General features: G+C 60.9%; 22 protein-coding genes and 1 pseudogene. 7 read left to right on the top strand and 16 right to left on the bottom strand.

Annotated elements, in window-relative coordinates; genetic code table 11:
* Positions 1–218 precede the first annotated feature (218 nt).
* From ACPWT1_RS01010 to ACPWT1_RS01020, 3 genes are read left to right on the top strand one after another with little or no spacing between them, the layout of a single operon-like run.
* Entirely contained in the window at positions 219–1331 is a 1113-nt protein-coding gene (locus tag ACPWT1_RS01010; protein WP_427913583.1) for a polysaccharide biosynthesis/export family protein, read from the top strand.
* Entirely contained in the window at positions 1328–1759 is a 432-nt protein-coding gene (locus tag ACPWT1_RS01015) for a low molecular weight protein-tyrosine-phosphatase (protein ID WP_427913584.1), read from the top strand. Before ACPWT1_RS01010 ends, ACPWT1_RS01015 begins: the two co-directional genes overlap by 4 nt.
* A gap of 14 nt (positions 1760–1773) precedes the next feature.
* Positions 1774–4032: a polysaccharide biosynthesis tyrosine autokinase gene (locus ACPWT1_RS01020; protein WP_427913585.1), complete on the top strand. Its 2259-nt coding sequence runs from the start codon at positions 1774–1776 to the stop codon at positions 4030–4032.
* A 312-nt stretch (positions 4033–4344) separates the two neighbouring features.
* Here ACPWT1_RS01020 and ACPWT1_RS01025 read toward each other — a convergent pair whose 3' ends face one another.
* The 11 genes and pseudogenes from ACPWT1_RS01025 to ACPWT1_RS01075 form a co-directional block, all read right to left on the bottom strand.
* The gene (locus tag ACPWT1_RS01025; protein WP_427913586.1) at positions 4345–6123 is read right to left on the bottom strand and encodes a heparinase II/III family protein; all 1779 of its coding nucleotides are present in this window, start codon (positions 6121–6123) and stop codon (positions 4345–4347) included.
* Between the two features lie 32 nt (positions 6124–6155).
* Positions 6156–7238: a glycosyltransferase family 4 protein gene (locus tag ACPWT1_RS01030; RefSeq protein ID WP_427913587.1), complete on the bottom strand. Its 1083-nt coding sequence runs from the start codon at positions 7236–7238 to the stop codon at positions 6156–6158.
* Positions 7235–9054: pseudogene (gene asnB, locus ACPWT1_RS01035) on the bottom strand (asparagine synthase (glutamine-hydrolyzing)). Before asnB ends, ACPWT1_RS01030 begins: the two are co-directional and overlap by 4 nt.
* Positions 9055–9069: 15 nt before the next feature.
* Entirely contained in the window at positions 9070–9468 is a 399-nt protein-coding gene (locus ACPWT1_RS01040; protein ID WP_427913588.1) for a serine O-acetyltransferase, read from the bottom strand.
* Complete coding sequence (locus ACPWT1_RS01045) at positions 9452–9943, bottom strand: hypothetical protein (RefSeq protein WP_427913589.1); 492 nt, start codon at positions 9941–9943, stop codon at positions 9452–9454. Before ACPWT1_RS01045 ends, ACPWT1_RS01040 begins: the two co-directional genes overlap by 17 nt.
* On the bottom strand, positions 9940–10566 hold the full coding sequence (locus tag ACPWT1_RS01050; RefSeq protein ID WP_427913590.1) for a hypothetical protein: 627 nt from the start codon (positions 10564–10566) through the stop codon (positions 9940–9942). The genes ACPWT1_RS01045 and ACPWT1_RS01050 overlap by 4 nt, the downstream gene beginning before the upstream one ends.
* A 38-nt stretch (positions 10567–10604) precedes the next feature.
* Positions 10605–11255: an O-antigen ligase family protein gene (locus ACPWT1_RS01055; RefSeq protein WP_427913591.1), complete on the bottom strand. Its 651-nt coding sequence runs from the start codon at positions 11253–11255 to the stop codon at positions 10605–10607.
* A gap of 212 nt (positions 11256–11467) precedes the next feature.
* Positions 11468–11929, bottom strand: a complete 462-nt coding sequence (locus ACPWT1_RS01060) for a hypothetical protein (RefSeq protein WP_427913592.1) — start codon at positions 11927–11929, stop codon at positions 11468–11470.
* A gap of 67 nt (positions 11930–11996) precedes the next feature.
* Entirely contained in the window at positions 11997–13169 is a 1173-nt protein-coding gene (locus tag ACPWT1_RS01065) for a glycosyltransferase family 4 protein (protein WP_427913593.1), read from the bottom strand.
* 4 nt (positions 13170–13173) lie between these two features.
* Positions 13174–14445, bottom strand: a complete 1272-nt coding sequence (locus ACPWT1_RS01070; RefSeq protein WP_427913594.1) for a nucleotide sugar dehydrogenase — start codon at positions 14443–14445, stop codon at positions 13174–13176.
* A gap of 209 nt (positions 14446–14654) precedes the next feature.
* Complete coding sequence (locus ACPWT1_RS01075; protein ID WP_427913595.1) at positions 14655–15353, bottom strand: sugar transferase; 699 nt, start codon at positions 15351–15353, stop codon at positions 14655–14657.
* A 443-nt stretch (positions 15354–15796) separates the two neighbouring features.
* Between ACPWT1_RS01075 and ACPWT1_RS01080 the strand changes: the two genes are divergently transcribed.
* Together ACPWT1_RS01080 and ACPWT1_RS01085 are read left to right on the top strand one after the other, a co-directional pair.
* On the top strand, positions 15797–16846 hold the full coding sequence (locus ACPWT1_RS01080) for a S1C family serine protease (protein WP_427913596.1): 1050 nt from the start codon (positions 15797–15799) through the stop codon (positions 16844–16846).
* Between the two features lie 126 nt (positions 16847–16972).
* Positions 16973–17482: a DUF4142 domain-containing protein gene (locus ACPWT1_RS01085; RefSeq protein WP_427913597.1), complete on the top strand. Its 510-nt coding sequence runs from the start codon at positions 16973–16975 to the stop codon at positions 17480–17482.
* A gap of 51 nt (positions 17483–17533) precedes the next feature.
* Here the strand turns inward: ACPWT1_RS01085 and ACPWT1_RS01090 are convergent, their stop codons facing one another.
* Both ACPWT1_RS01090 and ACPWT1_RS01095 read right to left on the bottom strand, forming a co-directional pair.
* Entirely contained in the window at positions 17534–17893 is a 360-nt protein-coding gene (locus tag ACPWT1_RS01090) for a hypothetical protein (RefSeq protein ID WP_427913598.1), read from the bottom strand.
* A gap of 147 nt (positions 17894–18040) precedes the next feature.
* Positions 18041–19156 carry an NADH:flavin oxidoreductase/NADH oxidase gene (locus ACPWT1_RS01095; RefSeq protein ID WP_427913599.1) on the bottom strand — a complete coding sequence of 372 codons (1116 nt, stop codon included), beginning with the start codon at positions 19154–19156 and terminating at the stop codon, positions 18041–18043.
* 151 nt (positions 19157–19307) lie between these two features.
* Between ACPWT1_RS01095 and ACPWT1_RS01100 the strand changes: the two genes are divergently transcribed.
* Entirely contained in the window at positions 19308–20006 is a 699-nt protein-coding gene (locus ACPWT1_RS01100; RefSeq protein WP_427913600.1) for a D-hexose-6-phosphate mutarotase, read from the top strand.
* 24 nt (positions 20007–20030) lie between these two features.
* Here the strand turns inward: ACPWT1_RS01100 and ACPWT1_RS01105 are convergent, their stop codons facing one another.
* Both ACPWT1_RS01105 and ACPWT1_RS01110 read right to left on the bottom strand, forming a co-directional pair.
* Positions 20031–20774, bottom strand: a complete 744-nt coding sequence (locus ACPWT1_RS01105) for an ABC transporter ATP-binding protein (protein WP_427913601.1) — start codon at positions 20772–20774, stop codon at positions 20031–20033.
* Position 20775: 1 nt separating this feature from the next.
* A complete protein-coding gene (locus ACPWT1_RS01110; protein WP_427913602.1) occupies positions 20776–21495 on the bottom strand; it encodes an ABC transporter permease in 720 nt (239 codons plus the stop codon).
* A gap of 189 nt (positions 21496–21684) precedes the next feature.
* Here ACPWT1_RS01110 and ACPWT1_RS01115 point away from each other — a divergent pair, with 189 nt between their 5' ends.
* The gene (locus ACPWT1_RS01115; RefSeq protein ID WP_427913603.1) at positions 21685–23103 is read left to right on the top strand and encodes a mannose-1-phosphate guanylyltransferase/mannose-6-phosphate isomerase; all 1419 of its coding nucleotides are present in this window, start codon (positions 21685–21687) and stop codon (positions 23101–23103) included.
* Between the two features lie 31 nt (positions 23104–23134).
* On the opposite strand, the gene ACPWT1_RS01120 is transcribed toward ACPWT1_RS01115, so the two are convergent.
* Positions 23135–24241: a glycosyltransferase family 4 protein gene (locus ACPWT1_RS01120; RefSeq protein ID WP_427913604.1), complete on the bottom strand. Its 1107-nt coding sequence runs from the start codon at positions 24239–24241 to the stop codon at positions 23135–23137.
* Positions 24242–24267 lie beyond the last annotated feature (26 nt).

The raw sequence follows: 24267 nt of genomic DNA on the forward strand, positions 1-24267 counted from the left end.
CGCAACTGGCCCTGCGCACGGTGCCATGACTTAGTGCGCACCGCGACGAATGGCTTAAGCACCTGGCTTGGGCACGGATGGGTAACGCACGCCTCCTCAGTTAAAGTCTGGGAGGTTCCAATTTGTAACGAGAACCGAGAACAAAAGAGGACTCGTCAGAGATGCTCAGAGGTCCATGGGCCACCACCGGCTCGCGCGCGGTGCTTCCGCTTTTCGCAATGATCCTGGTGCAGGGGTGTGCCGTGGTCACCGCGCCCGGCTTCGACTACGTCGACGCCAAGGACCGCAACAGCATCACCCTGGGCCAGTACGTGCCTGGCGATGCCAACAATCCACCGCAGGGGGTGCTCACGCCCATCACGCCGCAGCTGGTGCAGGCGCAGCAGCAGGCCCGTCCGCGCGAGGTGCCTGCCGACGTGCAGAAGCTATTCGCCACGGCGAAGCCTTACACCATCGGCCCCAGCGACGTGATCAACATCGTGGTTTACGACCATCCGGAGCTTCTGCCCAACGCGGGCGCCGTGATCAGCCAGCAGGCCGACCCCACGGGCATCAGCAGTGCGCCCGGCTTCATCGTGGGTGCCGATGGCCAGATCTCGTATCCCTTCATCGGGCGCGTGAAGGTGGAAGGTCTCACCGAGATCGAAGCTTCGGACCTGATCCAGAACCGGCTGGCCCGCTACATCAAGCAGCCGCAGGTGGCGGTGCGCATCAACTCGTTCCGCAGCCGCCGGGCGTATGTGGAAGGCGAGGTGCGCGTGCCGGGCACGCAGATCTTCACCGACGTCCCGATGACGCTTCCGGAAGCCATCAACCGTGCCGGCGGCATCACGGCGAATGGCGATCGCTCATTTATCACGCTCACGCGCGACAACCAGACCACCGTCATCAACCTGATGCAGATGATGGACATGGGCGTGAACCCAGCTCAGATCCTGCTGCAAAGCGGTGACCTGGTCACGGTCCGCAGTCGGGACGACAGCAAGGTGTTCGTCATGGGCGAGATCAGCCGGCCTTCGGCGCTGACCATGCGCAATGGACAGCTCACGCTCAATGAGGCCCTCGGCGAGGCCGGTGGCCCGAGCCTGGTGACGGCGAACACGAGCCAGATCTACGTGATCCGCAAGACGGCCGAAGCCGGCGCGCCTGCGGTGTACCACCTCAATGCGGGCGATCCGACGGCGCTGGCCCTGGCCGAGAGCTTTCCCCTGCGGCCGCGCGACGTGGTCTACATCGACCCGGTGCCGCTCGTGAACTGGAACCGCATCGTGAGCCTGATCGTTCCTTCTGCGACTGCGGTCTCCGCCACGCGCAGCGCAGTCCGCCCGTGAAGTCGATCCTGGTGATCTGCGAAGGCAACATCTGCCGCAGCCCGATGGCACAGGGGCTGCTTGCGGCGGCCTTGCCGAACATGCAGGTGCGGTCGGCTGGCCTCGGCGCACTGGTCGGGATGCCTGCTGACGAAATTGCCGTGCAGCTGATGCGCGATCGCGGCATCGAAATCAGCGCGCACCGGGCCACGCAGATCAACCGGGCGATGTGCCTGGAATCCGACATCGTGCTGGTGATGGAAACGGAGCAACGCGCCCGCGTGGAGTCGCTCTACCCGCAGGCCCGCGGCCGCGTGTTCCGCATCGGCGAATACACCAGGCGCGACATCCCGGACCCGTACCACCAGGGCGAGCAGGCCTTTCGCGAGGCGCTCACTCTCATCGACGAAGGAGCCCAGGAATGGCTCCGTCGCATCCACAAACTCTGAAAGGAGGCATCGCCATGAATGCCCCCCATCCCCTTCAGCACCAATTGGCCGCAGCCCAGCCAGTCGTTCCTCAAGCGAGCGAGGAGAACGACGAGGTCAACCTGCTCGAGTACTGGGACATCATCGTGGACAGTCGCCGGCTGATTGGCGCGATCGCTGCCCTCGCCCTGGCCGGCAGCTTGGCCTATGCCTTCCTGGCCAGCCCGGTTTACGAATCCAACCTGCTGATCCAAGTGGAGGATTCGCAGACATCGGCGAAGAGCTTCCTCGGTGAAGCGGCGAGCCTGTTCGACGTGAAGACGCCCGCGACGGCCGAAATGGAGATCATCCGTTCCCGCATGATCGTTGGTCGCGCCGTCGAGATGACGGGCATCCACATCAGCGCCAAGCCAAACCGGATGCCGCTGCTGGGCAACTGGCTGTCGCGGAAAGCAACGGAGTTGTCGGATCCCCAAGTCTTCGGCTGGACAACCGGCGTGGAGTCCATCCATGTCAGCCAACTCGACATTCCGGCCGCGCTTGAAGACACGAAATTCACGGTCATAGCCTCGGGTGGGGGCAACTACAAACTGCTGCATGAGGAGTTGGACAAGCCTTTGCACGGCGTCGTCGGCACGCCGCTGAAGGCCCAGGTTCCCGGTGGCGCACTGTCGATCACGATTTCCGAACTGGATGGCAAGGCCGGCGCGGCATTCACCTTGCAAGCGTCGTCGAAGCTCGAGACGATCGAGAAACTGCAGGACAAGCTAAAGCTCGTCGAGAAGGGCAAGCAATCCGGCGTCATCGATGTCAGCCTGCAGGACATCGACCGCGACCGTCTGACGCTGGTGCTGAACACGATCGGCCAGGAGTACGTGCGCCAGAACATCGAACGCAAGGCAGCCGAGGCGCAGAAGACCCTAGGGTTCCTGGATAGCCAGCTGCCTCAATTTAAGAAGCAGCTGGAGGACGCCGAGGAAGCGTTCAATAGATACCGAAACAAGCAGGGAACGGTGGCACTGGATGAAGAGGCCAAGCTGGTCCTGGCGCAAACGGTGGACCTGCAGAGCAAGCTGCTCGAGGCGCAGCAGAAGCGCCGCGAATTGATGTCACGCTTCACGTCGGAGCATCCGAACGTCAGGACGCTGGACGATCAGATTGCTGGCTTCAATTCTCAGATCAGCGCGCTGAACGTGCGCGTCAAGAACATGCCGCTGGTGCAGCAGGATGCCTTCCGCCTAGAGCGGGACGTTCGGGTCAACAACGACCTGTACCAACAATTGAAGAACAACGCTCTACAACTGCAGCTGGTGCGTGAAGGCAAGGTCGGCAACGTACGACTGATCGACGCCGCGGTTTTGGCGGAGACTCCCGTTCGCCCGAAGAAGCCGCTGACGGTAGCCCTGGGTCTAGTGCTCGGCCTAGTGACTGGCGTGGTCGTCGCGCTCGCACGTGCTTCGTTCTTCCGCGGCGTTCGCAGCCCGCAGGAAGTCGAAGCGCAAACCGGCCTCAGCGTCTACAGCACGATTCCGCTCAGTGCCGCGCAGGAAGGCATGGCGAAGCTCGTAGCGCAGAAGGCACCGGGCCGCCACATCCTCGCTGAGTCAGCGCCGCGTGATGTCGCTGTGGAGGCCCTGCGCAGCCTGCGCACTGCGCTGCAATTCGCGATGCTGGAGTCCACCAACAACCGCGTGCTGATCACGGGCGGCACCCCGGGCGTTGGCAAGAGCTTCATTTCTGCCAACTTCGCCGCCATCATGGCCAGCGCTGGCAAGCGCGTGCTGCTGATCGACGCCGACATGCGCAAGGGCCACCTGAACCAGTACTTTGGAGTGGTACGCGAGGGCGGCCTGTCGGAGCTCATCACCGGCACGGTATCCGGCGACAAGGCAATCCGCCGCGCAGTGCTCCCGAACCTCGACGTGATCACGACCGGCACGCTGCCGCCAAATCCGGCGGAACTGCTGGTCAGCACCGCGTTCACTTCGCTGATCGAGTTACTGTCCGCTGAGTATGACCTCGTGATCATTGATAGCGCTCCGGTCTTGGTGGCTGCGGACACGCTGTCGATCGCCAGCATGGCGGGCGCGCTGTTCCTGGTGGCGCGTGCCGGCCAAACCTATGCTGGCGACCTTCACGAGAGCGCGCGACGCCTGGTGCATGTCGGCAAGGCGCCCACGGGCGTGCTGTTCAACGCGCTCGACCTGACGCAGCGGCACTATGGGAAGTACGGCTACAAGTACGGCACGTACAACTACGCCAGCTACAACTACAAGTACGGCTCTACGACGTGAGTCTCTCGAATGCCCGGCCTGCGCGACCGCGCTGCACGCCATTAGCGTTCTGCAGTAAAGGCTCTGATCAATGATTGCCGACTACGCCCCCAACGCTGCTCTTGCCGCCCCGTCCGAACAGGACGGTTGCTGAACAAATTAAGGATCGGTGAGGCGGGCACCGCTACCCGGGCGCAATCAGGGATGGCTTTCAATTCGCTGGACCTGCCCGGCCAGCATTACGGAAAGTACGGGTAGGCGGGTATTCGTGTGGGATGAGCAAATACAAGTACAACAGGTACTCGTATGGCGCGGACGGCTTGCTGCGCGACCTCAAAAACTGATCTTTGTAGAGACAGGGGAAGACACATTGAGCGGTGTAACGCGAAGCCGCTTTGTCGGCGTGAGCACCCCGAAACTCGGCGCATACCAACCTTCGATCACTTCAATCGTGCCATTCTCTACTGAGACCGTGGCGAGTCGACGGTCCTCACAAAAGAGCTCGAGGGCAGGCATGATACGAACCTGGATTGCTTGCGATAGCAAGAAATGAATATGGGGAGAGCACTGCGGTCCCGAAAAGAGATCCTCGATAAGGATAAATTTGTCTCGGCAGTCGACTGAGCGTTGGTGAGTTACACCAAAACGCTTCATATACCCGTCATGACTCGCGACAACACGGACGCTGGCGCACTCCTCTTCAACCATGAGCAAGGTTGCTTTTGCATGAGTGCTCCAGTTGAAATTCCCTGACATTGTGCTCTGATCTTGCCCATTAACTTGAGCAGTATTATGGAGAGCCGTGCTACGTAAGATACTTCTCCACTCCCCCGCACCATGGTAAAGGTACGTCCCGGCGTCGATAAACACAGGCTGCTGTCGAATCGTCAGCAAAATCGACAAAGCGTCGGCATGTCCGTGGGCTGCGATTGACAAATACCCTAACGGGCCATGGTCGAAAATCAGTTTGTATGCAGGATCCGAGTTCCTCGGATTTGTCATCACGCTATAGCCGCCTTCAGGAAACGTGCGAACTCTGGGCGCTGATATTGTGGTCCTACATTCGCAGCCACCGCGATCATCGGCACGGAGTGCCCACTCGGCCAAGCGAACAACATAGTTCTGGTCAAAGCAGTCCACAAGGACACGGCCGGCGTCGTTGTCGCCGATATCTGGCACACCATGGTCATCACGCAGCTCCTGCACGAACTCGTTGAACGCGCAGAGCCGTTGGCGAACCTCCGTCGGCAGGTCGATGTTTCTTGATTTCAGCGCACGAGCGGCAACAAGCATCAACTCGACGGCAAAGCCTCCATACGAGGGAGACTGCTCGGCCGGAGTGCCGTCGGACAGGATCAGTAGGCTGAACTGTCGAACTAGCTCAGCAATCAAATCTGGGGGGATTGATTCTTCCAGCGCACAGTCGATGACTACCTGCCCGGCGAGCTCTGCCAATAAGTGGTTATTTGCAGAAGAGTGCAATGATGGAAACTTGCGTAGCCAATGTCGGGAGGCAATTAAAATCTGTCGAATTTGGTCCAGAGTTTTCTCAGTGAGAGAACGATCACAGACGGAACTCACCACCACCAAACTGATGCTTCGTAGAGCCACCTCAATTCCGGACGCCCAAGGCAGTCCCAGAAAAGGCGGAAAGGTCTCATGCCAGCTCGAAATCTCGCCGGCCAAAAACTCGACGTAGAAAGGATCGGCGTGGAACGAGTTTTGCAGCGCGACCGCCTGCAAGTGCTGCAGGCGATTTAGCTCCCAAGGGAACTTTGCATCTCCGAGCTCGCCCCCACGGTAGCCGATCGCGAAGCAGTACGTTCCAGAGTCTTTCCAGTTCTGTCCGCTCGTAGGATCAACTGACCAATACTCTGATTTTGACCATTCCGAACGGCTCGGCCAATCTCGGCCCAGGGCGCGGAAGTTGCCTGCAACAAAAGTGCTAGCCGATTGCGTGAGGTTGGATCCGTTATCCCGGTAGAGATCACGGACGTCTAGGACAGGGCGGACAGGAGCCCTACTCCCATATCGAGGCCAACCTTGCTCAAGCCGGCCAGTCGTCTTCTTCGAGAGTTCGCGGATCCGATGGGCCACCTCAGCAGCACCCATGCTCCGGAATCTATTCCAATACCACGTGAAATTCACGCGACGCCTTTCGCTGCAACACGCCAAATTGCAGCCAGCGCCTCGGCATACTGATTGATTTCAAGACGCTCTTCGTGGAGTAGTCGAGCAGCAATGCCCAAGCGTTCTCGCAATTCCCGATCTACGACAAGCCGGCGCAGCGCCATCCCGAGCCCGGAAATGTCACCCGGACGGACCAGAAGTCCAGTTACACCATCTAGGACGATGTCGGGCGTTGCTCCAACTGGTGTGGTGACCACCGCAAGCCCGGCGCTCATGCCTTCAATCACGGACATGGGAAGGTTTTCATCGTAAGAAGGCAGAACAAGAACGTCACTGGCTAAGAGGAGTTCTTGAACGTCACGTGGTCCGAGCCACTCCTTGACAACTACCTTGTCATCAAGACCGCACGCGATGATTTGACTACGAGTGGCTTCGACATCGCCGTCGCCAGCGAGCACGACATTCCACCCTGATAGGTCGCGCAGACCCTGCAGGGCATCAATCAGATCTGGAGTACCTTTTCTACGACCCAATCGCCCCAAGAAGATGATCTGAACGTGCTCTTCACTCTTACTCGCTCTCAAGGGAAGTCTCTTAGTCGCGTTCGGAAGAATCTTTACTCGGGCGGTCGGAAACTCGGTCGATACGAACTTCCCCCAAGTTGACCCCAAGACGATATTCAAAGCGGCCTTGTCGAACATGGACGCGATCAGCGGACGCACCCAAGGACCGGTTGAGGCAAAGAAGTCCTTGAAGTTTGATCCATGAAGGTGGAGCACGTACGGGATCCCCAGCAAACGAGCTGTCCAACACACGCATAACTTGCGATAGGCACTGCCGTCTGAAGACAGGTTCACATGGACCAGATCTAGCTGGCCACGTCGAGCATGGGCGCCTAGTAGGACGAGGAATCGCACTAGGTAGTACAGAGAAAGAAAAATGTGCCTCTTTCCGCGCGTCTCAACGAAGTTGACCTCAAGATCTGCTGCATCAGTAAGCGGCCGCCGAAGCTCATCCATCAAGCGATCGATGCCGCCCTTGCCCCCTTCGCCCAGAGGAGTAGCAACGAGCACGCGTAGGTAGCGTAATCCAGTCACGTCAGGCTGTACTCTCTAAGAAAGATTTCGAGTGTGATAAGCGTCCAGAGCAACTTTTCTTTATTGCTTTTCCCAGCCATATGCGCGGATATGATCGCGTTTATTTGACACGGATCCAAATAGCGCGCCACCCTGCTACCGCTACCCTGTAGGTGGTCTGAAACAAAACTCGCCATGCTGGTTCGGAACCACTCATTAATAGGAAGCCGAAAGCCGACTTTCTTTCGACCCAGAACGCTCGAAGGCAATCTATCTTTGAATGCGTCCCGCAGAGCCCTTTTCCCCAGCCGATCAGTGTTGGACAAACCCGATATGTAGGAAACCAAGTTCACATCGAGGAAGGGAGCTCGCGCTTCAATCGACGCGGCCATCGTCATCCGATCTCCACGTTCAAGCAGATTGTCCGCCAGCCAAGAGCCTTGATCGAATGCGTAAAGAGGACGAGAGACGCCGGACACGACGGAACGCGAATTGAACTGCAGTGTCGGGGCCAGTAATCTTAGATCGTTGATATCCGCGGCGCCGAACCACCTGGGTAGACGCTCATTCAAATCGCGGATTGCCATGGTCTGCAGAGCAGTCTTCGCTCTGTGAAAGGAGTACGGCAGATGGCGAGAAGCACTCGCTAGCCTAGAGGTAACTATGTTCGGCAGGCGGTGGTATGTCTCGATAAACCGTTCGGCCCTGTACTTCGGATATCCGCCTAGGAGCTCGTCGGAACCTTCTCCAGTTAGAACGACTTTGACTTGTTGGCGCGCGGCACGTGCTAGGAGGAAAACAGCGACATCCGACGGCTCAGCGACAGGTGCGTCACGATAAGATGTCAACTGGGGCAAGAGATTTATCGCGTCATCGCTATCTACGAGAAGTTCTCGATGCTCAGTACCGAATCTCTGAGCCACCTCCCTCGCATAAGGCAACTCGCTGAAGGCAACCTGCTGAAGCCCACTGAGAAAGTCTTGACTCGAGCACCGCTCTGCGCCGACATCGCCGCAACGATTGCAGAGGAGTCCAGCCCGCCACTCAAGAAAGCACCAATGGGAACGTCTGCGACCATTCGTGAGCGGACCGATGCCTCGAAGCGATCCCGAAATTCTTTTGGATCGGAGTGCGGCTCATGGCCTCCAGCGCGTGCATCGGGGGGCGTGTAATACCGTGAAATCACAAACGTGCCACGTTGCCATCGGGCACAGGTTCCTGGCAATAGCTTTTGGACGCCTTTGAACAACGTCGAGGGCGCAGGAACATAACGGTACTGAAGGTACTGAGATAAAGCATCAGCATCGACGGTCCTGGCATCTGGCTGCACCGCCAGTATCGCCTTGATTTCTGACGCAAAAAAGAATGAGCCTTTGGCATTGGAGTAGAAGAGCGGCTTCTCACCGAACCGGTCGCGCGCCAAGAACAAAGTCTCAGTTTCTCTGTCCCATATCGCAAACGCGAACATGCCGTCGAGTCTGCTTAGACATCTTTCTCCCCACTTCGCATAAGCAGCCAAAATCACTTCGGTGTCAGATACAGTCCTGAAGACAGCGCCCTGCCCTTGCATCTCGTTCCGGAGTGCTTGGAAGTTATAGATTTCCCCATTAAAGATGAGGCAGTATCGACCATCGGCACTGGACATCGGCTGCGTTCCACCCGCAATGTCGATGATGGATAAACGCGCGTGTCCGAGCACGGCGATCGACTCTCCGGATGCCAACAGCTCAACGCCGTGTCCATCAGGACCACGATGCATGAGCGAGCGCAGCATCTGCCTGACATCACTCTCTGGTGATCTCAGCCCGTAACTCACGATTCCAGCTATTCCGCACATCGCGTTTCCCCTACGTCATGCCGCCGGCATTCCTTTAACTGTCGAACCTGCGGCGACGTCGCGCACCACTATCGCACCCGCTCCGATCTTTGAGCCTCTCCCAATATTGATCGGCCCCAGCACACAGGCTCGCGCTCCAATCTCCACATCGTCCTCAATAACCGGAACGCGCTCCAATCCCGAGCGTCCACCGATCACTACGCCCGGCCCGATGTAAACACGATCCCCGATAACGGCTCTCGCATGAATGACAGTCCCGAGACCGCTATACGCGATAACCACATTGCGACCAATGCGGGCAGTGGGAGGAAGTACGACTGCAAAAAGGATTCGGTTTACCAAATATGCCAGCCGAGGAATTAAAGGGATGTGCAGCGCTGACGCAAGATGCCCAAGCCTATAAATAAGAAGCATAACTAGTGCGCACCTTTGAGTTCAGGTATTGAGAGCGAAAGAGATGGAGGACGATGGACAGCCCAAAGAGCATTTCAAGCTGGTGCACCCCTTCTGTCGTGGCGAGAAGGACAATGGATATCGCCCATACAGATGCAAGGACGACAGAGCTCGTCATAACGTATTTCATACGTCCTAGTACAAGCAGAAAGTTGGATGGATACAGCGAAGCTTGGGCAACGATCAATTCAGTGGCGCAGAGTGCTGCCAGCATCGTTGTCTGCAGAGCGATGGCTCTCCCGATGTTCAGCGCAACCAACGCCGCGATGAAGCAGAGCCACAGGATCGACAGTCCGACCCGCAGTTGTCGTCGGTACTCTGTTGCTATCCCAGCATCAACCGAGTTCCCTGCTTTCAGTCTTGGAAGGTAGTGATAGGCAAGTGCGCGCGGGACAAGTAGCAGCCCACTTGCGATCGAGGCGACCTGCGCGATCACGGAAGCTTGCGTGGTCCGGCGATGAACAACGAAGCCGGCACCAAGAGGGCGTCTCGGCCGGAACTCACAATCCCATTGAAGGCCAAATGGATGAGTTCCGAGCCCCGTGACTCACGAGGTTTTGAGAACCTTTCATGCGAGCGCACGAAAGTAAAGAGCGAGGCGGCAGCTAGCAGAAAACTGTGGTACACAAGAGCAGTTGCAAAATGACCTGCAACGAACAATCCGCTTGCTGTGCCCAAAGCGATCGCGCATTCTATGGAAGCCAGACTGCCATAGAGGCGCTCCGCGATCATCTTGGAGCGCTGGGCCTGCCAAAGACTCGAGCCTATAAAAAAGCCGCTCGCTGCAGCAGGATCAGAAATGGCACCGACGACGGAAAGCAGCACCATTGCGACACCAACCAAGATGAACGCACCGGCCAGCCAGATTGCAGCGAAACCGTTGTAGGCCGCGATGTCGCGGCGCGTCTTGCCCTGCCAGGAAGCAAGAATATCTAACGATAATGCTCCACCGGTTAGACATGTGCACAGGGTCGCGATGCCTAGATCGCTGGCGACTACGCCGAACTCCAAGTTGCCGTAGATGCGTGCGCCTACCAGCACAAGCAGCAGCCTCTGCAAACCTGGCGCCGCAGTGGCAAGCAGTATCCCCAGCCTTTTCACAGCGAAGCGCGCATCGTCAAGTGATCCTGATTAGGCAAGCGCCTAACTTTAGGAGTTGGTGGGAGTACCGCAACAGCAGTGCAGAAGGCAGCCACCAACAGCAACCCGACATCTGATGTGAACAGCGCAGAACCGATGGAACTGGAAACTACGGTCGCACCAGTGATCAATGCAAAGACCGCCTCCGAAGATGCCGAGCTGCGAAAGACTTTGATCGCGCGAACAAGCATCAACAGCAGAAACCCCGCATACAGCGCAAAGCCCGCAAAGCCTGCTTCAGCAAGGATTTTCGGCCACCAAGTATCCATTAGGTAATCAGAGTAAATTTCATTCGCCCCATAGTGCTCTGACAGACCTGTAGAGTGATAAAGCGGGCTGAAATAGAGAGTTCTTGTCGGCTGGCTTCCAAACGTACCCGCCCCAGTGCCGAACGGAGCTCTCTGCCGGGCCAATTCCAATGAACTTTCGTACATCAAACCACGGACGGATGTGTCGACAACGTATGCCGTAACACGGTCGTCCATCACCTGAAGCACGGTCGGAATCGCACCAAGGACTCCGACAAAACTGGCAGCCGTAATCACGAGGGCGTATTTCTGAGTTACTCGTTTGCTCCAAAGTCGGCCAAGCAGGATTAAGAGCGCCATAATCGGCGCTACAAGCTCTTTCGCGCTATCACACCAGAGCAAAGTTACTGTAAACAGCAGAAGCGCCCCAAGATACTTGCCTCTGTAGCTAACAAGGAATCGCGAAGTCGCCGCAGCGATAGCCAGCGCGCAAAATGTTGCGGCTTGGTACTTGTGAGCGAATAGCCCGACTGGGACAGATCCAAAGAGTGCGCTTGGTCGTAACGGGATCCCTACCCAAGATCGTCCCGGTCGACAATGTCTATGACCATTAGGATTGAATGCAGGACACCTAGGCATATAACAGCATCGAGTAGCCGCTTGAAGCACTCTGCTTCGCGCCCCCTCACGCGGACGAGAAAAAAGAGTTCGAGCGCGATGAGTGGAGCTTTGAAGTCTAGGATAAAGCCTTGCACCGCAGCGAAGGCGGGTCGCTCAAAGCCACGGTCAAAATCGAAGGCCGTGCATACCGCAAGCACAAGAAAGTAAGAAAGCAGCACCCAAAAAGCTCGCCTAGTAACCCCCTTCAAAGACAGAAAACCGAAGATCGCCAAAGGGCTCAGCAGTAAAATCAGCGCCTCATCCGCGTAGGTTGACCCCCCTTCCGAATCGCTACCAAGTCCCGCAACCGCGATAGCTAATGGATAGATCAGTGCGAACGCGGCAGCAAGCCGAATGCGGACCGCGAGCTTCACGGAAAGAGTGCCTTCTTATAAGCGGCAATCAGAGTGGGCACCTGATGTTCCCATGAGAACTGCCGCTCTACGCGCGAGCGTCCGCTAGAGCCATAGCCTTACGTTGATTCAAATTGTCCAAGAGCTCCACGATCTTTTCGGCCATGTCATGCACATCGTTTGGCTTTGCGTAAGCCGAAGCATCACCGGCAGAAAAGCGGCCTTCTGTTACATCAAACTGAACGATCGGACATCCGAACGCCATGTACTCCAGTATCTTGTTCATTGTCGATTTGTCGTTCATCGCATTGACTCGATCTGGGTTCACGCAAACGTCGGCTGTTGACAGGACTTCGAACAGCTGGTCATCTGGAACTCGCCCGGTGAAGTGCACGAACTCCTCGATAGATTTTTCTACAGCAAGAGCGCGCATTTGCTCAAGAGCAGGGCCGCCACCGACGAGACAGAACTGTATGTCAGTGCGCTTCTTCTCTTTCACCAGGTACTCAATGGAGGCCAAAAGCAGGTCGATTCCCTCTTGACTACCCATCACCCCTACATAGCCCACTAAGTATCTACGTCCACGCCGGAGTTCGCCGTTCGGGGGACTTCGGCGTAACTTGGCAAGATTTGGGCCGCTTCGAACCACGAACACGCGATCAGGCGCCATACCCCCTCGCTGCAGCGCGATGCCTCTATAGCTGTTGTTCGTCGCGATGCTCACGTCGGCCAATTTGAACGTGAGGCGTTCGAGCAAGCACATAAGTCGCCAGAAGAAATCCCGCTTACCGAATTTCGCTTCGTACAGTTCGGGATTGATGTCGTGATGATCGAAGATGAACCGCTTCCCGAACAGCTTGAAGGGTGCGGCAACAAGAAAAATTAGATCGGGCGGGTTGCAGGCATGGATGACATCAATCCCGTGGCGTCTCCAAACACGCAGGGCAAGTCTGAACTCCCAATAGAGCGCTGCGCCGTATTCGACGAGGTATCCGCGCGCACTTGAGGCGTCTAGCGGAAGCGGATGCCGATAGATGTGGATTCCCTGGATCACCTCCTCTCGGGCATCGAAACCTTTGCCCGTCGGGCAGATGACCGCCACGGTTGCTCCGGCGTCCCTCAGAGTTTGAGCTTCCTGCCACACGCGACGATCGAAGGGGACGGGTAGGTTCTCCACGATGATGAGAACCTTCTTTCCCGCGAGAGCGTCAACATCGGCACTGGTGTCCGCATCGGCGACGGCCTGAACTTGAACGTCCACCAATTCAGTCTCCGACCCCAATTCGATTCAGATTCACATGCCGGCGCCCTTCCACGGGAACATCGATGTTCTTGGCGTGGCTGCGAAGGACAAGGTCGAAGTGCATGTTGCGCACCTCTTCTTCCGTGGCCATCAGTTCAGCGAGAGCGGGCAGCTTCGAGAAGGCATAGCCGAGGTTCTGGCCGAGCAGGTTCTGGGCCGCCACGCCGGGGTCATATACCTTCAATTGAACGCCTTCGTTCAACAAGCGGCGAGCGAGGTCAATGCTGGGACTCTCCCGGAGATCATCGGTATCTGCTTTGAACGCTATGCCGACCAGGAGAACAGAGCAGCCGGGCTTGATCAGCTGCTTCACCCGCTGGAATTGGAATTCCTTGTGCTGCTCGTTGGAGATGCCTATCGAGCGCACGACCTCGCACGATATTCCGGCGTCCTGCGCAACGGCAGCGAACGCGCGAAGGTCCTTCGGAAGGCAGGAGCCACCGAAAGGTGCTCCTGGCCGTGTGTAGTACTCGGATATGTTCAGCTTCGTGTCGACTTTGAAGATCTGGTGGACAGTCATCGCATCAATGCCCAGGCCATGACAGACGCGCCCCACTTCGTTGGCGAACGCGACTTTGAGCGCATGCCAGGTGTTGTCCACGAACTTGATAATTTCAGAGTCACGCAACGGAATCTCGAAGTACGGAGCCTCGATGCCCGCGTACACCTCCTTCATCGCCTCGGAGGATTTGCCCCCGACCGTGCCAACCACGATTTTTGGAGGATGGAAGAAGTCTTCAACAGCCGTTCCCTCGCGCAGGAACTCCGGGTTGTAGACAACTTCGATCAACTTCTCGAAATCGGAGCCGACTGCATGCGCCAGCATCGGGATGACCATGCCCTCCAGTGTTCCCGGCTTGATCGTGGACCTATACGCGACGGTTAACGGGCGGCGTCGCTTCTCGCAAGCGGCAGCGATCTGCTTGGTGACCTCCGCGATGAACGTCATGTTGTGCGACCCATCGGCGCTGCTGGGCGTCCCCACACACACGAAGACGACGTCCGCTTCCGCCACTGCTTCCACCGTGCTCATGGTGATCCTCAGCAATCCTTCCGCGGCAGCCTTCTTGAGCATTTCGGGCACGCCGGGCTCGACGATAGGACTCTGTCCCTTCTTGACCGCGGCTACCTTTTCAGCGTTCGTGTCGACGCCGATCACGTGATGCCCCCGCGACGTCAGGCACGCAGCGGCAGAAATGCCGACGTACCCCAGACCAAAGATGGCGATCTTCATGGAACTACAACTCCTGAAATGTGTAAGGGCCGCATTGGCCGTTTCGTTCAAGTCGCTTTTATCCGGCCCACTGGCGCAGACGACTTCCGCCCGAGGCGCTAAACGGATTTAGCGCGTGGCATGACTGCCGCAAAAGAGAGCCGCTAAATGATGATCTTGGCCAAGCACAAAGCGAGGCTGTGTACTGCTGAACCGCCTCTCTTCGTGTATTAGTGCGCGTCGTGTGCGCGCAGCACCACGAAGATCGTCTTGGCCATGATCTTCAGATCGCCAAGGGGCGACAGTCCTTCGACATAGCGGGCATCTAGCGACACACGCTGCCGATACGTCAGGCGGTTGCGTCCGGACACTTGCCACAGGCCTGTGATGCCGGGCTTCACGGCGCAGTAGGCGCGCCAGTGGCGGCCATACAGCTCCTTCTGCTGCAGCATGCACGGCCGCGGTCCCACAAGGCTCATGTCGCCGATCAGCACGTTCCAGAACTGCGGCAGCTCGTCGAGGCTCGTACGGCGAATGAACTGGCCGAAGCGGGTGATGCGCGGATCGTTGTCGATCTTCTGGTACTTCTCCCAGCGCTCTTTGGCTCCGGCATCGCTGTCCAGGAACGAGGTGAGCACCTCGTCCGAATCGATCTTCATGGATCGGAACTTGTAAAACCGGAAGTCGCGGCCGCCGCGACCGGCACGGGGCTGCGAGTAGAAGATCGGCCCAGGCGAGGACAGGCAGACCCCGATCGCGACAGCCAAGAACAGCGGCAGGAACACCACGAGGAAGAACAGCGCGCCAAGCACGTCGACCACTCGCTTGGCGGCCCGCAGGCGATAGGAGATGCGAATGGCTGCGCCTTGCGCAGGCGCGCCCGACATCGGGGACAACTCACCCGCGCCGCTGACTTCCGTGCGATACATCGTTACTGCTCCCCCGCGCCTAGGCTTGTTTCTTCGCGCCTTCGGAGATCGGCACGACTCGTCCGTAATGGTCATCCATGCGAACGATGTCGTCTTCACCCAAATAGCTGCCGGCTTGCGCCGAGAGGTTCGCCCCCTCATCCATGCAGTCGAACAGTTTTGGGAAAGCCGTCCGCGACGGCGGACAGAGCCGAGTGCCAGTGCCTCCGCAGAGGACGACTGGCTGTATGACTACACTTGCCATGGTGAAACTGCTTAAACCTGACCGGAAGGCCGCGATGCTAGCCCAACAGGGCCGTGGGCGCTAACATTTTTTTACAGATGCCGTCGACTGCACGATCTCGGGGCTGCGAACTCGACGATTGCGTGACGGAGTTGACGAGCGCTTGCGGAGGGATTTGGTTTCGGCGCATCCTGATCAGCCCACCTGCAAGGACCTTGCCATGCTGGTCACCCGCCGCATCGATGCCTGGTTTCGCACTCGCGCCCGGTTCCTCGCTGGCATCTTGCTGGCGCTGGTGATCTCGCAGCTGCCGGCCTGCGCCGCCACCGGCGGCTCCCAGCAGCAGGCCGCCATCAATGCCCTGAAACGCGCGAACGCCGCCACCGTGGGCGTGGACGTCGTGGCGGTGGAGGGCTCGCGCTCCGCAGAAACCCTGGGGCGCACGCGCAGCGGCTCCGGCGTGGTGATCGGGCCTGAAGGCCTGGTGCTCACCATCGGCTACCTGCTGCTCGAAGCGGACACCGTGCAGGTCACGACGCAGGACGACCGCACACTGCCCGCGCGCGTGGTCGCCTATGACCTGGCCACTGGCTTCGGTCTCTTGCGGCCCCTCCTGCCGCTGCGCGGCGTCCCGACGGTGCCGCTCGGGTCGGTGGCCGATTTGCAGCCCGGCGACCCGCTGATGGCTGTCACCGGCGGCGACGATGCCGCAGTAGCCATGACGCAGGTCGTGAACAAGCGGCCGTTCTCCGGGTCGTGGGAGTACTTCATCGACCCGGCCCTCTTCACCAGTCCGCCGATCGAGAACCACAGTGGCGCAGCCGTGTTCAACCGCCGCGGCGAACTGGTGGGCATCGGCAGCCTTCTGGTGGGCGATGCCAGCGGCGAGGGCCAGCCCAATCCCGGCAACATGTTCGTGCCCGTGGACCTGCTCAAGCCCGTGCTGGCGGAGCTGCAGCGCACCGGGCACAGCCGGCCGCGGCCCTGGATCGGGCTGACGTCGAGCGACTCCGACGGCCATGTGCAGGTCATGCGCGTGAGCCGCGACGGGCCTGCAGAGGCAGGCGGCATGCAGCCCGGCGACGTGGTGCTGGCGGTCGACGGTGCCGACGTCACGACGCTGGAACAGTTCTACAAGAAGCTGTGGGCACGGCCGGCGCCGGATGCGCAGGTTCGACTGACCGTGCAGCAGCGCGGGGGCGAGGTGCGCACACTGACGCTGCAGCCGATTGATCGCATGACGACGATGGCGAAGCCCGCAGGAATCTGATCATCGAACTGCTGTGCCACCCAGCTCGGCGTAAGCACCCGACTGCATCGAAGCAAGGCCGCTCCTACCTCGGCGCCTGCGCGGCCCTTCCAAACTTGGCGCACCTCCAGAAACTTCGGAAACGCCATGAAGAACGCACTGACCACGATCGCACTGACTCTTGCTGCTGCCACCGCGCTGGCCGCGAGCAACAACCTCGACAAATCGGACAAGGACTTCATCGAGAAAGCCGCCGCGGGCGGAATGATGGAAGTGCAGGCCGGCCAGGTTGTCGAAAGCAAAGCGCAGAACGCCGACGTCAAGGCCTACGGAGCCACGCTGGTCAAGGACCACACCGCGGCCAACGACGAACTCAAGACCCTGGCGCAGAACAAGGGCGTGACGCTGCCCACGTCATTGCCGAAGCACGAGCAAGGCGAGCTGGACAAGCTGAGCAAGGCCAAGAACTTCGACCACGAGTTCCTCGAGCACAGCGTCAAGGACCACAAGAAGGACGTGAAGGAGTTCGAGAAGGCGAGCAAGAGCGCCAAGGACCCCGACGTGAAGGCCTTCGCCGCCAAGACGCTGCCGACGCTGCAGTCGCACCTGCAGCAGGCGGAGAACCTGCAGAAGTCGGCGAAGGACAAGAAGTCCTGATCGCCAGCGCCGCTGTCATGCCGGGCTTGACCCGGCATCCACCGCCCGCGCCTAGATCAACCTGAGCAGGTACCGGTACAGCCGGTTGGCCTTGCTCGATTGCGCGGCGAGTTCCCGGCGGCATTTCTCGACCACGCCTTCGATGGCCGCTTCGGCGGTGGCGAAGGGGCCGGCCGAGTACTTCGCGACCGCGGTGCGCGAGCCCCACACGCACGTGGGGCGCACCGTGTACACCTTCGCGTAGCCGTGGCAGCCCGCGTCGGAATCGATCGTATAGCAGGCCAGGTAGTAGCCGTTCACCGGTCCCACCAAACGTTCAACGTCGACCCGCAGCTCCAGGTCGGCCGGCATGGTTTCGGCGAGCGCACCGAGGCCCGACTCAAGACGAATCTGTCCTGCTAGTAGATTCATGGCCGCACGGTAGCCGCTCCTGCACGGATGCACCTGCTGCACTCTGCACACGCACCGCATCGGGGCGGTCGAACGGCAGGCACGCGGGCATGAACGGTCGACGTTGCGCACACGTTTGCGGCCCGAGCCGCTACCTGCGAGCGTCGGCTACCGCTGACCGAAGTGCGCGCCCGCGAACAGGTCCTTCAACTCGCGCGGCTGGCAGCGCCAGTACTGCTTGGGCGCAGTGACCTGGGCTCCCAGTTTCGCGGCCGCGTGCCACGGCCAACGCGGGTCATAGAGCATTGCGCGCGCCAGGGCGACGGCATCGGCGTCACCGCGCTCCAGGATCGCCTGCGCCTGCTCGGCGTCGGTGATCAGGCCCACCGCCACTGTCGGAAGACCAACCGCCTCCTTCACGCGCCTGGCAAACTCGACCTGGTACCCCGGCCCGAGCGCGATTTCCTGAAGGGGAGAGACACCGCCGCTGGACACGTGGATGGCCGCGCAGCCGCGCGCCTTCAATGCATGGCCGAACGCGATCGTGCTCTCCACGTCCCAGCCGCCGGGCACCCAATCGGTGGCCGACACGCGCACCCACACGGGCTTCTCGGCGGGGAATGCAGCTCGCACGGCCTCGAACACCTCCAGCGGGAACCGAAGGCGGTTCTCCAGGCTGCCGCCATAGACGTCGGTGCGCTGGTTGGCCAGCGGCGACAGGAACTGGTGCATCAGGTAGCCGTGCGCGCAATGCAACTCGATGGCATCGAACCCCAGGCGCGCGGCGCGCTTCGTGGCTTGCACGAAGGCTTCGCGCACGCGCAGCAGGCCGGCCGCATCCAGCGCCAGCGGCGGATGTTCACCCTGCGCATGCGGCACGGCCGAAGGCGCTTCGGTGTGCCAGCCCTGCGGGGCATCGGGCGCGATCTGCGCACCGCCATCCCACGGCGCACGGCTCGAGCCCTTGCGGCCCGCATGGCTCAACTGGGTGGCGACCGGCATCGGTGAGTTGGCGCGGATGGCCGTCAGCACGCGCGCGAGCGCGGCCTCGTTGGCATCCGAGTACAGCCCCAGGTCCTGCGGCGAGATGCGGCCGACGTCGGACACCGCGGTGGCCTCCGTGATCAGCAGCCCCGCGCCGGACAACGCCAGCTGGCCCAGGTGCAGCATGTGCCAGTCGGTGGCGTTGCCCTCCTCGGCCGAGTACTGGCACATGGGGGCGACGATGATGCGGTTGGGAAGGCGCAGCGCGCCGAGTTGCAGCGGATCGAACAGGCGGGTCATGGCGGCGCATTAGAGCACCACGGATGGACGCACAGGGTTCCTAGAATCGCCGCATGGATTGCATTGAAGTTTCCCTGCCGAGCGGAGAGCGCCTCCGCGTCAGCCGTCATGGCGGCCAGGTCGTCTCCTGGCAGGACCGCACCGGGGGGAGTTGCTGTATCTCAGCCCGTTGTCGGCGCTGCAAGGGCCGCTGCCGATTCGCGGCGGCGCGCCGGTGTGCTTTCCGCAATTCGCTTCACGCGGACCTCTGGTCAAGCACGGCTTTGCGAGGACACGCCTGTGGACCCACATCCCGGACGACACACCGGGAGTCGTTCGCATGTGCCTCACGGACGACGAAGAGAGCCGCGCGGCGTGGCCGCATCGGTTCCGACTTGATCTCTTGGCTCGCGTGCAGCGCGGCTCGCTCAGCGTGCAACTCGATGTGCGCAACACGGACTCCACGCCGTGGACATTCACAGCGGCCCTGCACACCTACCTGCGCACCTCGCAGGTTGCGACAACCGTCCTGAGCGGACTGGAAGACCAGGCCTTCGAAGATGCGCTGGCCGGCGTTGCCATCCGCCGCGAAACGGGTCCGGACCTCTCACGCCCCCTGGACCGCGTGTACGCCGATGTGCAGCGGCCCTTGCTGCTGCGTGATGCAGGTTCCGAACTGCAGATCGAGCAGCGCGGATTCCGCGACGTGGTCGTGTGGAACCCGGGTGCGAGTGGCGCGGCCAAGCTGGCGGACATGCCAGCCGGGGACTATCGGCACATGCTGTGCGTCGAGGCGGCGCAGGTCGCTGCGCCGATCGTGCTGAACCCCGGAGAGGCCTGGGTAGGATCCCAGAGACTCACGCAGGTTTGAGCGCGGCCCCGACGGGGGTGCCGGTCAACTTTCGCGCCGCGTGGTGTCGCGCAGGTCGTCGCGTGAGATTTCGACCAGCTCGCCGTGGCTGAGGCGGAAGAAGCGGTTGCACAGCTTCTTCAGCAGGCCATGGTCGTGGGAGGCGAACACCACGATCTCGGAGGTGGCGATCCACTGGTGCAGCTTGTCCTTGGCACGGGCCTGGAACTCCTCGTCGCCGGTGCTGAACATCTCGTCCAGCAGGAGGATGTTGGGCTGCACCGCGGTGGCCGTGGCGAACATCAGGCGCATCGTCATGCCTGACGAGTAGGTGCGCACCGGCAGGCTCAGGAAGTCGCCGAGCTCGGAAAACTCCTCCACCGCCGGCGTGCAGGCCTTGGCCTCCTCGAGCGAGCGTCCCGTGAGCATGAGCACGCGCACGATGTTCTCGTAGCCACTGAGCTCCGGGTCCATGCCCGCGCCGAGCTCGAACACCGTGCCGATCTCGCCGTGCGCGGTCACGGTACCGGAGTCGGGCTGGTAGATGCCGGCCATCGTCCGCAACAGCGTGCTCTTGCCGGCGCCGTTGTGCCCCACGATGGCGGCGGCATCACCGTCGCGCAGCGTGAGGGAAACGCCGGCCAGGGCCTGCACCGTGACGAGCTGGTGATGCCCGCCGCCGATGCGGCCGCCGGTGCCCACCTGCACCAGGCGCTGGCGCAAGGACATCGAGCCTGCGTTGTAGATCGGATAGCGGACGCTGACGTCCTTCAGTTCCAGCAGCGCCACGTCAGATCCAGTAGGGGATGCGGTTGCGCCGCGACGAGAACAGCGCCATGGCGAAGATGACGCCAACGATGGTGATGGAGGCGGCGCCCACATAGACCGACACGGCGGGGACGGCTCCCATCAGTGGGTCTCGCACCACGGAGATGAGGTAAGTGAACGGATTGAGCCAGACCACCACCTGCGTCGCGGCGAAATGGGTCGTGCGGTACAGCACCGGCGTGAGGAAGAAGATCAGGGGCATGACCGCCGTGACGATCTGCTCGATGTCGCGAAATCGCGCGCCCAGCATGGCCAGCACGGTGGACATCCACAGCAGGTTCACGACGAGCAGCGCCATGCCAAGCAGGCTGAGCGGTAATAGGTGGAGCGACTGTTGCGGAAAGATCGCAAACACGATCACCAGCACCACGAGGTTGTGTGCAAACGTGATCAGTTGTCGCGTGACCAGCTGGAACGGATGCACCAGCAGCGGCAGGCGCACGTTGCGAATGATCTGCGCCTGCCGGATGAAGGTGATGCAGGACTCGACGATGGTGCTGGAGATCAGTTGCCACAGCAGCAATCCCACGGCAAGTGAAGGCACAAACTCGCGCACCGGCACGTGCAGCAGCGACGACCAGACGACGCCCAGGCCGGCCACGCCAATGGCAGCGCCGAGAGTGAGCCAGAACGGACCGAGCACGCTGCGCTTGTACCGTGCGCGGGTTTCGCTCATGGCCATGTGCCAGATGAGGGGCGCTCGCTTCAGGACGGCGGATAGATCGGCAAACAAGGAAGGCACGGAAGGCGTGGATGGAGTGGGAAATGGACCGGCGAGGTCCGGGTCGCGGGGGCGATTGTCGCCGCAGACCGACCCAGCTCGACCGTTAAAATGGAATCGGACCTCAACAAGACAGAATCGGGGAGTACCGTGAAGCTCATCGCCGTCGTTCTATCGGGAGGCGCCGGCACGCGCCTGTGGCCGGCGTCCCGCCAGGCGCATCCGAAACCGTTCATGCAGCTGGGCGGAGCATCGCTGTTCCTGCAGGCCATTACCCGCGGCCAGGCATGCGGCACCGACGACGTGGTGGTCGTCACAAACCAGGATTATCTGTTCCTCACGCGCAGTGAAATGCGGCAGCTCGAGGATGCCCCCGGCGTGCATTACCTGCTGGAGCCCAAGGGCCGCAACACGGCACCTGCCATTGCGCTGGCGGCCCTGCAATGCGCTAAGTCGCATGGCGATGACGCGATCATGGTCGTGCTGCCGGCCGATCACCTGATCCCGGACACCAAGGCCTTCGTCGCCTGCGCCCTGGAGGCAGTGGAACTCGCGCAGAAGGGCCAACTCGCCGTGTTCGGCGTGCAGCCCACCTCGCCCGATACCGGCTTCGGCTACATCGAGGTCGAGCATGTCTCGCGTGAAGCGCAGCGTGTGCTGCGCTTCGTCGAGAAGCCCGACCTGCCCACCGCGCAGCAGTACCTGGCAACGGGCCGCTACTACTGGAACAGCGGCATGTTCTGCTTCAGCGCCGGAGCCATCCTGAAGGCGCTGGCCGAGTACGCCCCGCAGGCACTGGAAGCCGCGCGCCGGGTGTTCGAAGCCCGGCAGACCACTGGCGACACCACCCGCTTCGATGCCCACGCATTCAGCTTTCTGCCGGACATCAGTATCGACTACGCCGTGATGGAGAAAGCCTCCAATGTGTCCGTCGTGCCGGCCCGCTTCGGCTGGAGCGACGTGGGCTCCTGGCCGGCAGTCGCGCAGGCGCACCCCCAAGACGCCAGCGGAAATACGTTCGCTGCCGACGTGGTGGCCCTCGACACCGTCGGCACGCACGTGCAGGTGGAAAGCCATGGCCCCAAGGTCGTGGCAACCGTCGGCGTGAAGGACCTGGTGGTGGTCGACACACCTGACGCCCTGCTGGTCGCCCACAAATCGGTGGCGCAGAAGGTGAAGTCCGTGGTCGATGCGCTCAAGGCGCGCAACCACGAGAGCACGCAGCTGCCGGCGTCGGTGCACCGTCCTTGGGGCACCTATGCCACGTTGAAAGAAGAGCCGGGCTACAAGGTCAAGCGGATCACCGTGACGCCGGGACAGTCGCTCTCGCTGCAGTACCACCACCAGCGCGCCGAGCACTGGGTGGTGGTTCAGGGCCTGGCCCTCGTGCAGATCGGCGATCGCGAGTTCCGCACCGAGCCGGGCCAGTCGCGCTATATCCCGATGAAGGAGAAGCATCGCCTCACCAACATCGGCACGGAAGAACTGGTGCTGATCGAGGTGCAGTGCGGCAGCTATCTCGGCGAGGACGACATCGTCCGACTGGCGGACACGTACGGGCGGGTTTGAAGGGAGCGGGCGCCCGACGTGGCGCTCCGCCCTACCGGCGGATCCAGTTCGGGACCTTGAACCGCACGATGCTCACGTAGGCGTAGATGTACGACGCCACGAACAGCACCGAAAACGCCACGAGGATGGCCGTGCTCTGCCAGAACAAGACTGCCGGAACCACGGTCAGGAGCGTGAAACTCCAGAGGTACGGTGACGTGCGGTTGTTGCGCATCAGCATGCGCCTTGCCTCGTCGTCCTCGAACACCTGGCGCACCACCCGGCGGTAGATCAGCTGGTGGAAGTGCAGCGCGTCGGCCATGCTGGGCGACTGACCACGCGCGGCCTTGCGGTAGATCGAGAACAACGTCTCCCAGACCGGATAGATCAGCAACAGGGCCGGGAACCAGGGCGACACGGCTTGGTGGCGTTGCACCAGGGTGATGCTGATCATCGCGATCACCGTCCCCCACAGGTACGCACCGCCGTCGCCGGCGAAGATGAAGCCGCGGGGGTAGTTCCAGACCAGGAACCCCGCGGTGGCGCCGGCCAGCACGATGGCGATGGCGGCGAGTTGACGATCGGCATTCAGCAGGCACACATACGCGAGTGCAAAGCAGCAGATGATGCCGACCATGCCCGCCAGCCCGTTGTAGCCGTCGATCAGGTTGAACGCATGCGGCAGGCCGGCAATCGCCACCACGGCGAGCAAGAGTCCGACCCAGGGCAGGCCCTGCAGCAGATGGTCGATCCAGGGCATGCCGAGACGCTCGATGCGCAGCTCGAGCATCCATACGGCCGCAAACGCAGCTGCCAGCGTGAGAGCCAGGCGCCAGCGAGCCCGGACTGCGTGCGTGATGTCCTCCACGGCACCCGCAAACACGGCAAGGCCGACCGTGACGAACCAGATCGCTGCCGCGTGCACGCTGAAAACGATACTGTTGGTGACCGGCAGATATCGCTCGGCCAGCACCATCCACAGCCAGCCGAAAACGCACGCGAACCACATCGCCACGCCCCCCAGCCGCGGCACATGTCCCTTGTGAAATCGCTGCGGCATCGAGTCCGCGTAGCGGCGCGCGTTGCGGCGACCCAGTCGGGAGAGCAACAGGCAGCCAGCAGCCGAGATGAAGGCGCAAAGAACGAGAAGCAGGAGCATCCGGGGGTGCGTGACCAGTCATGTCA

This window comes from Ramlibacter sp. MMS24-I3-19, assembly GCF_050320135.1.
Taxonomy (GTDB): Bacteria; Pseudomonadota; Gammaproteobacteria; order Burkholderiales; family Burkholderiaceae_C; genus Ramlibacter.

Excerpts from the sequence above, each read along its gene's own strand:
- ACPWT1_RS01010 (WP_427913583.1), top strand. The coding sequence starts at position 219 with ATGATCCTGGTGCAGGGGTGTGCCGTGGTCACCGCGCCCGGCTTCGAC.
- ACPWT1_RS01020 (WP_427913585.1), top strand. The coding sequence starts at position 1,774 with ATGAATGCCCCCCATCCCCTTCAGCACCAATTGGCCGCAGCCCAGCCA.
- ACPWT1_RS01025 (WP_427913586.1), bottom strand. The coding sequence starts at position 6,123 with ATGGGTGCTGCTGAGGTGGCCCATCGGATCCGCGAACTCTCGAAGAAG.
- ACPWT1_RS01040 (WP_427913588.1), bottom strand. The coding sequence starts at position 9,468 with ATGCTTCTTATTTATAGGCTTGGGCATCTTGCGTCAGCGCTGCACATC.
- ACPWT1_RS01055 (WP_427913591.1), bottom strand. The coding sequence starts at position 11,255 with ATGGCGCTCTTAATCCTGCTTGGCCGACTTTGGAGCAAACGAGTAACT.
- ACPWT1_RS01070 (WP_427913594.1), bottom strand. The coding sequence starts at position 14,445 with ATGAAGATCGCCATCTTTGGTCTGGGGTACGTCGGCATTTCTGCCGCT.
- ACPWT1_RS01075 (WP_427913595.1), bottom strand. The coding sequence starts at position 15,353 with ATGTATCGCACGGAAGTCAGCGGCGCGGGTGAGTTGTCCCCGATGTCG.
- ACPWT1_RS01080 (WP_427913596.1), top strand. The coding sequence starts at position 15,797 with ATGCTGGTCACCCGCCGCATCGATGCCTGGTTTCGCACTCGCGCCCGG.
- ACPWT1_RS01085 (WP_427913597.1), top strand. The coding sequence starts at position 16,973 with ATGAAGAACGCACTGACCACGATCGCACTGACTCTTGCTGCTGCCACC.
- ACPWT1_RS01090 (WP_427913598.1), bottom strand. The coding sequence starts at position 17,893 with ATGAATCTACTAGCAGGACAGATTCGTCTTGAGTCGGGCCTCGGTGCG.
- ACPWT1_RS01095 (WP_427913599.1), bottom strand. The coding sequence starts at position 19,156 with ATGACCCGCCTGTTCGATCCGCTGCAACTCGGCGCGCTGCGCCTTCCC.
- ACPWT1_RS01110 (WP_427913602.1), bottom strand. The coding sequence starts at position 21,495 with ATGGCCATGAGCGAAACCCGCGCACGGTACAAGCGCAGCGTGCTCGGT.
- ACPWT1_RS01120 (WP_427913604.1), bottom strand. The coding sequence starts at position 24,241 with ATGCTCCTGCTTCTCGTTCTTTGCGCCTTCATCTCGGCTGCTGGCTGC.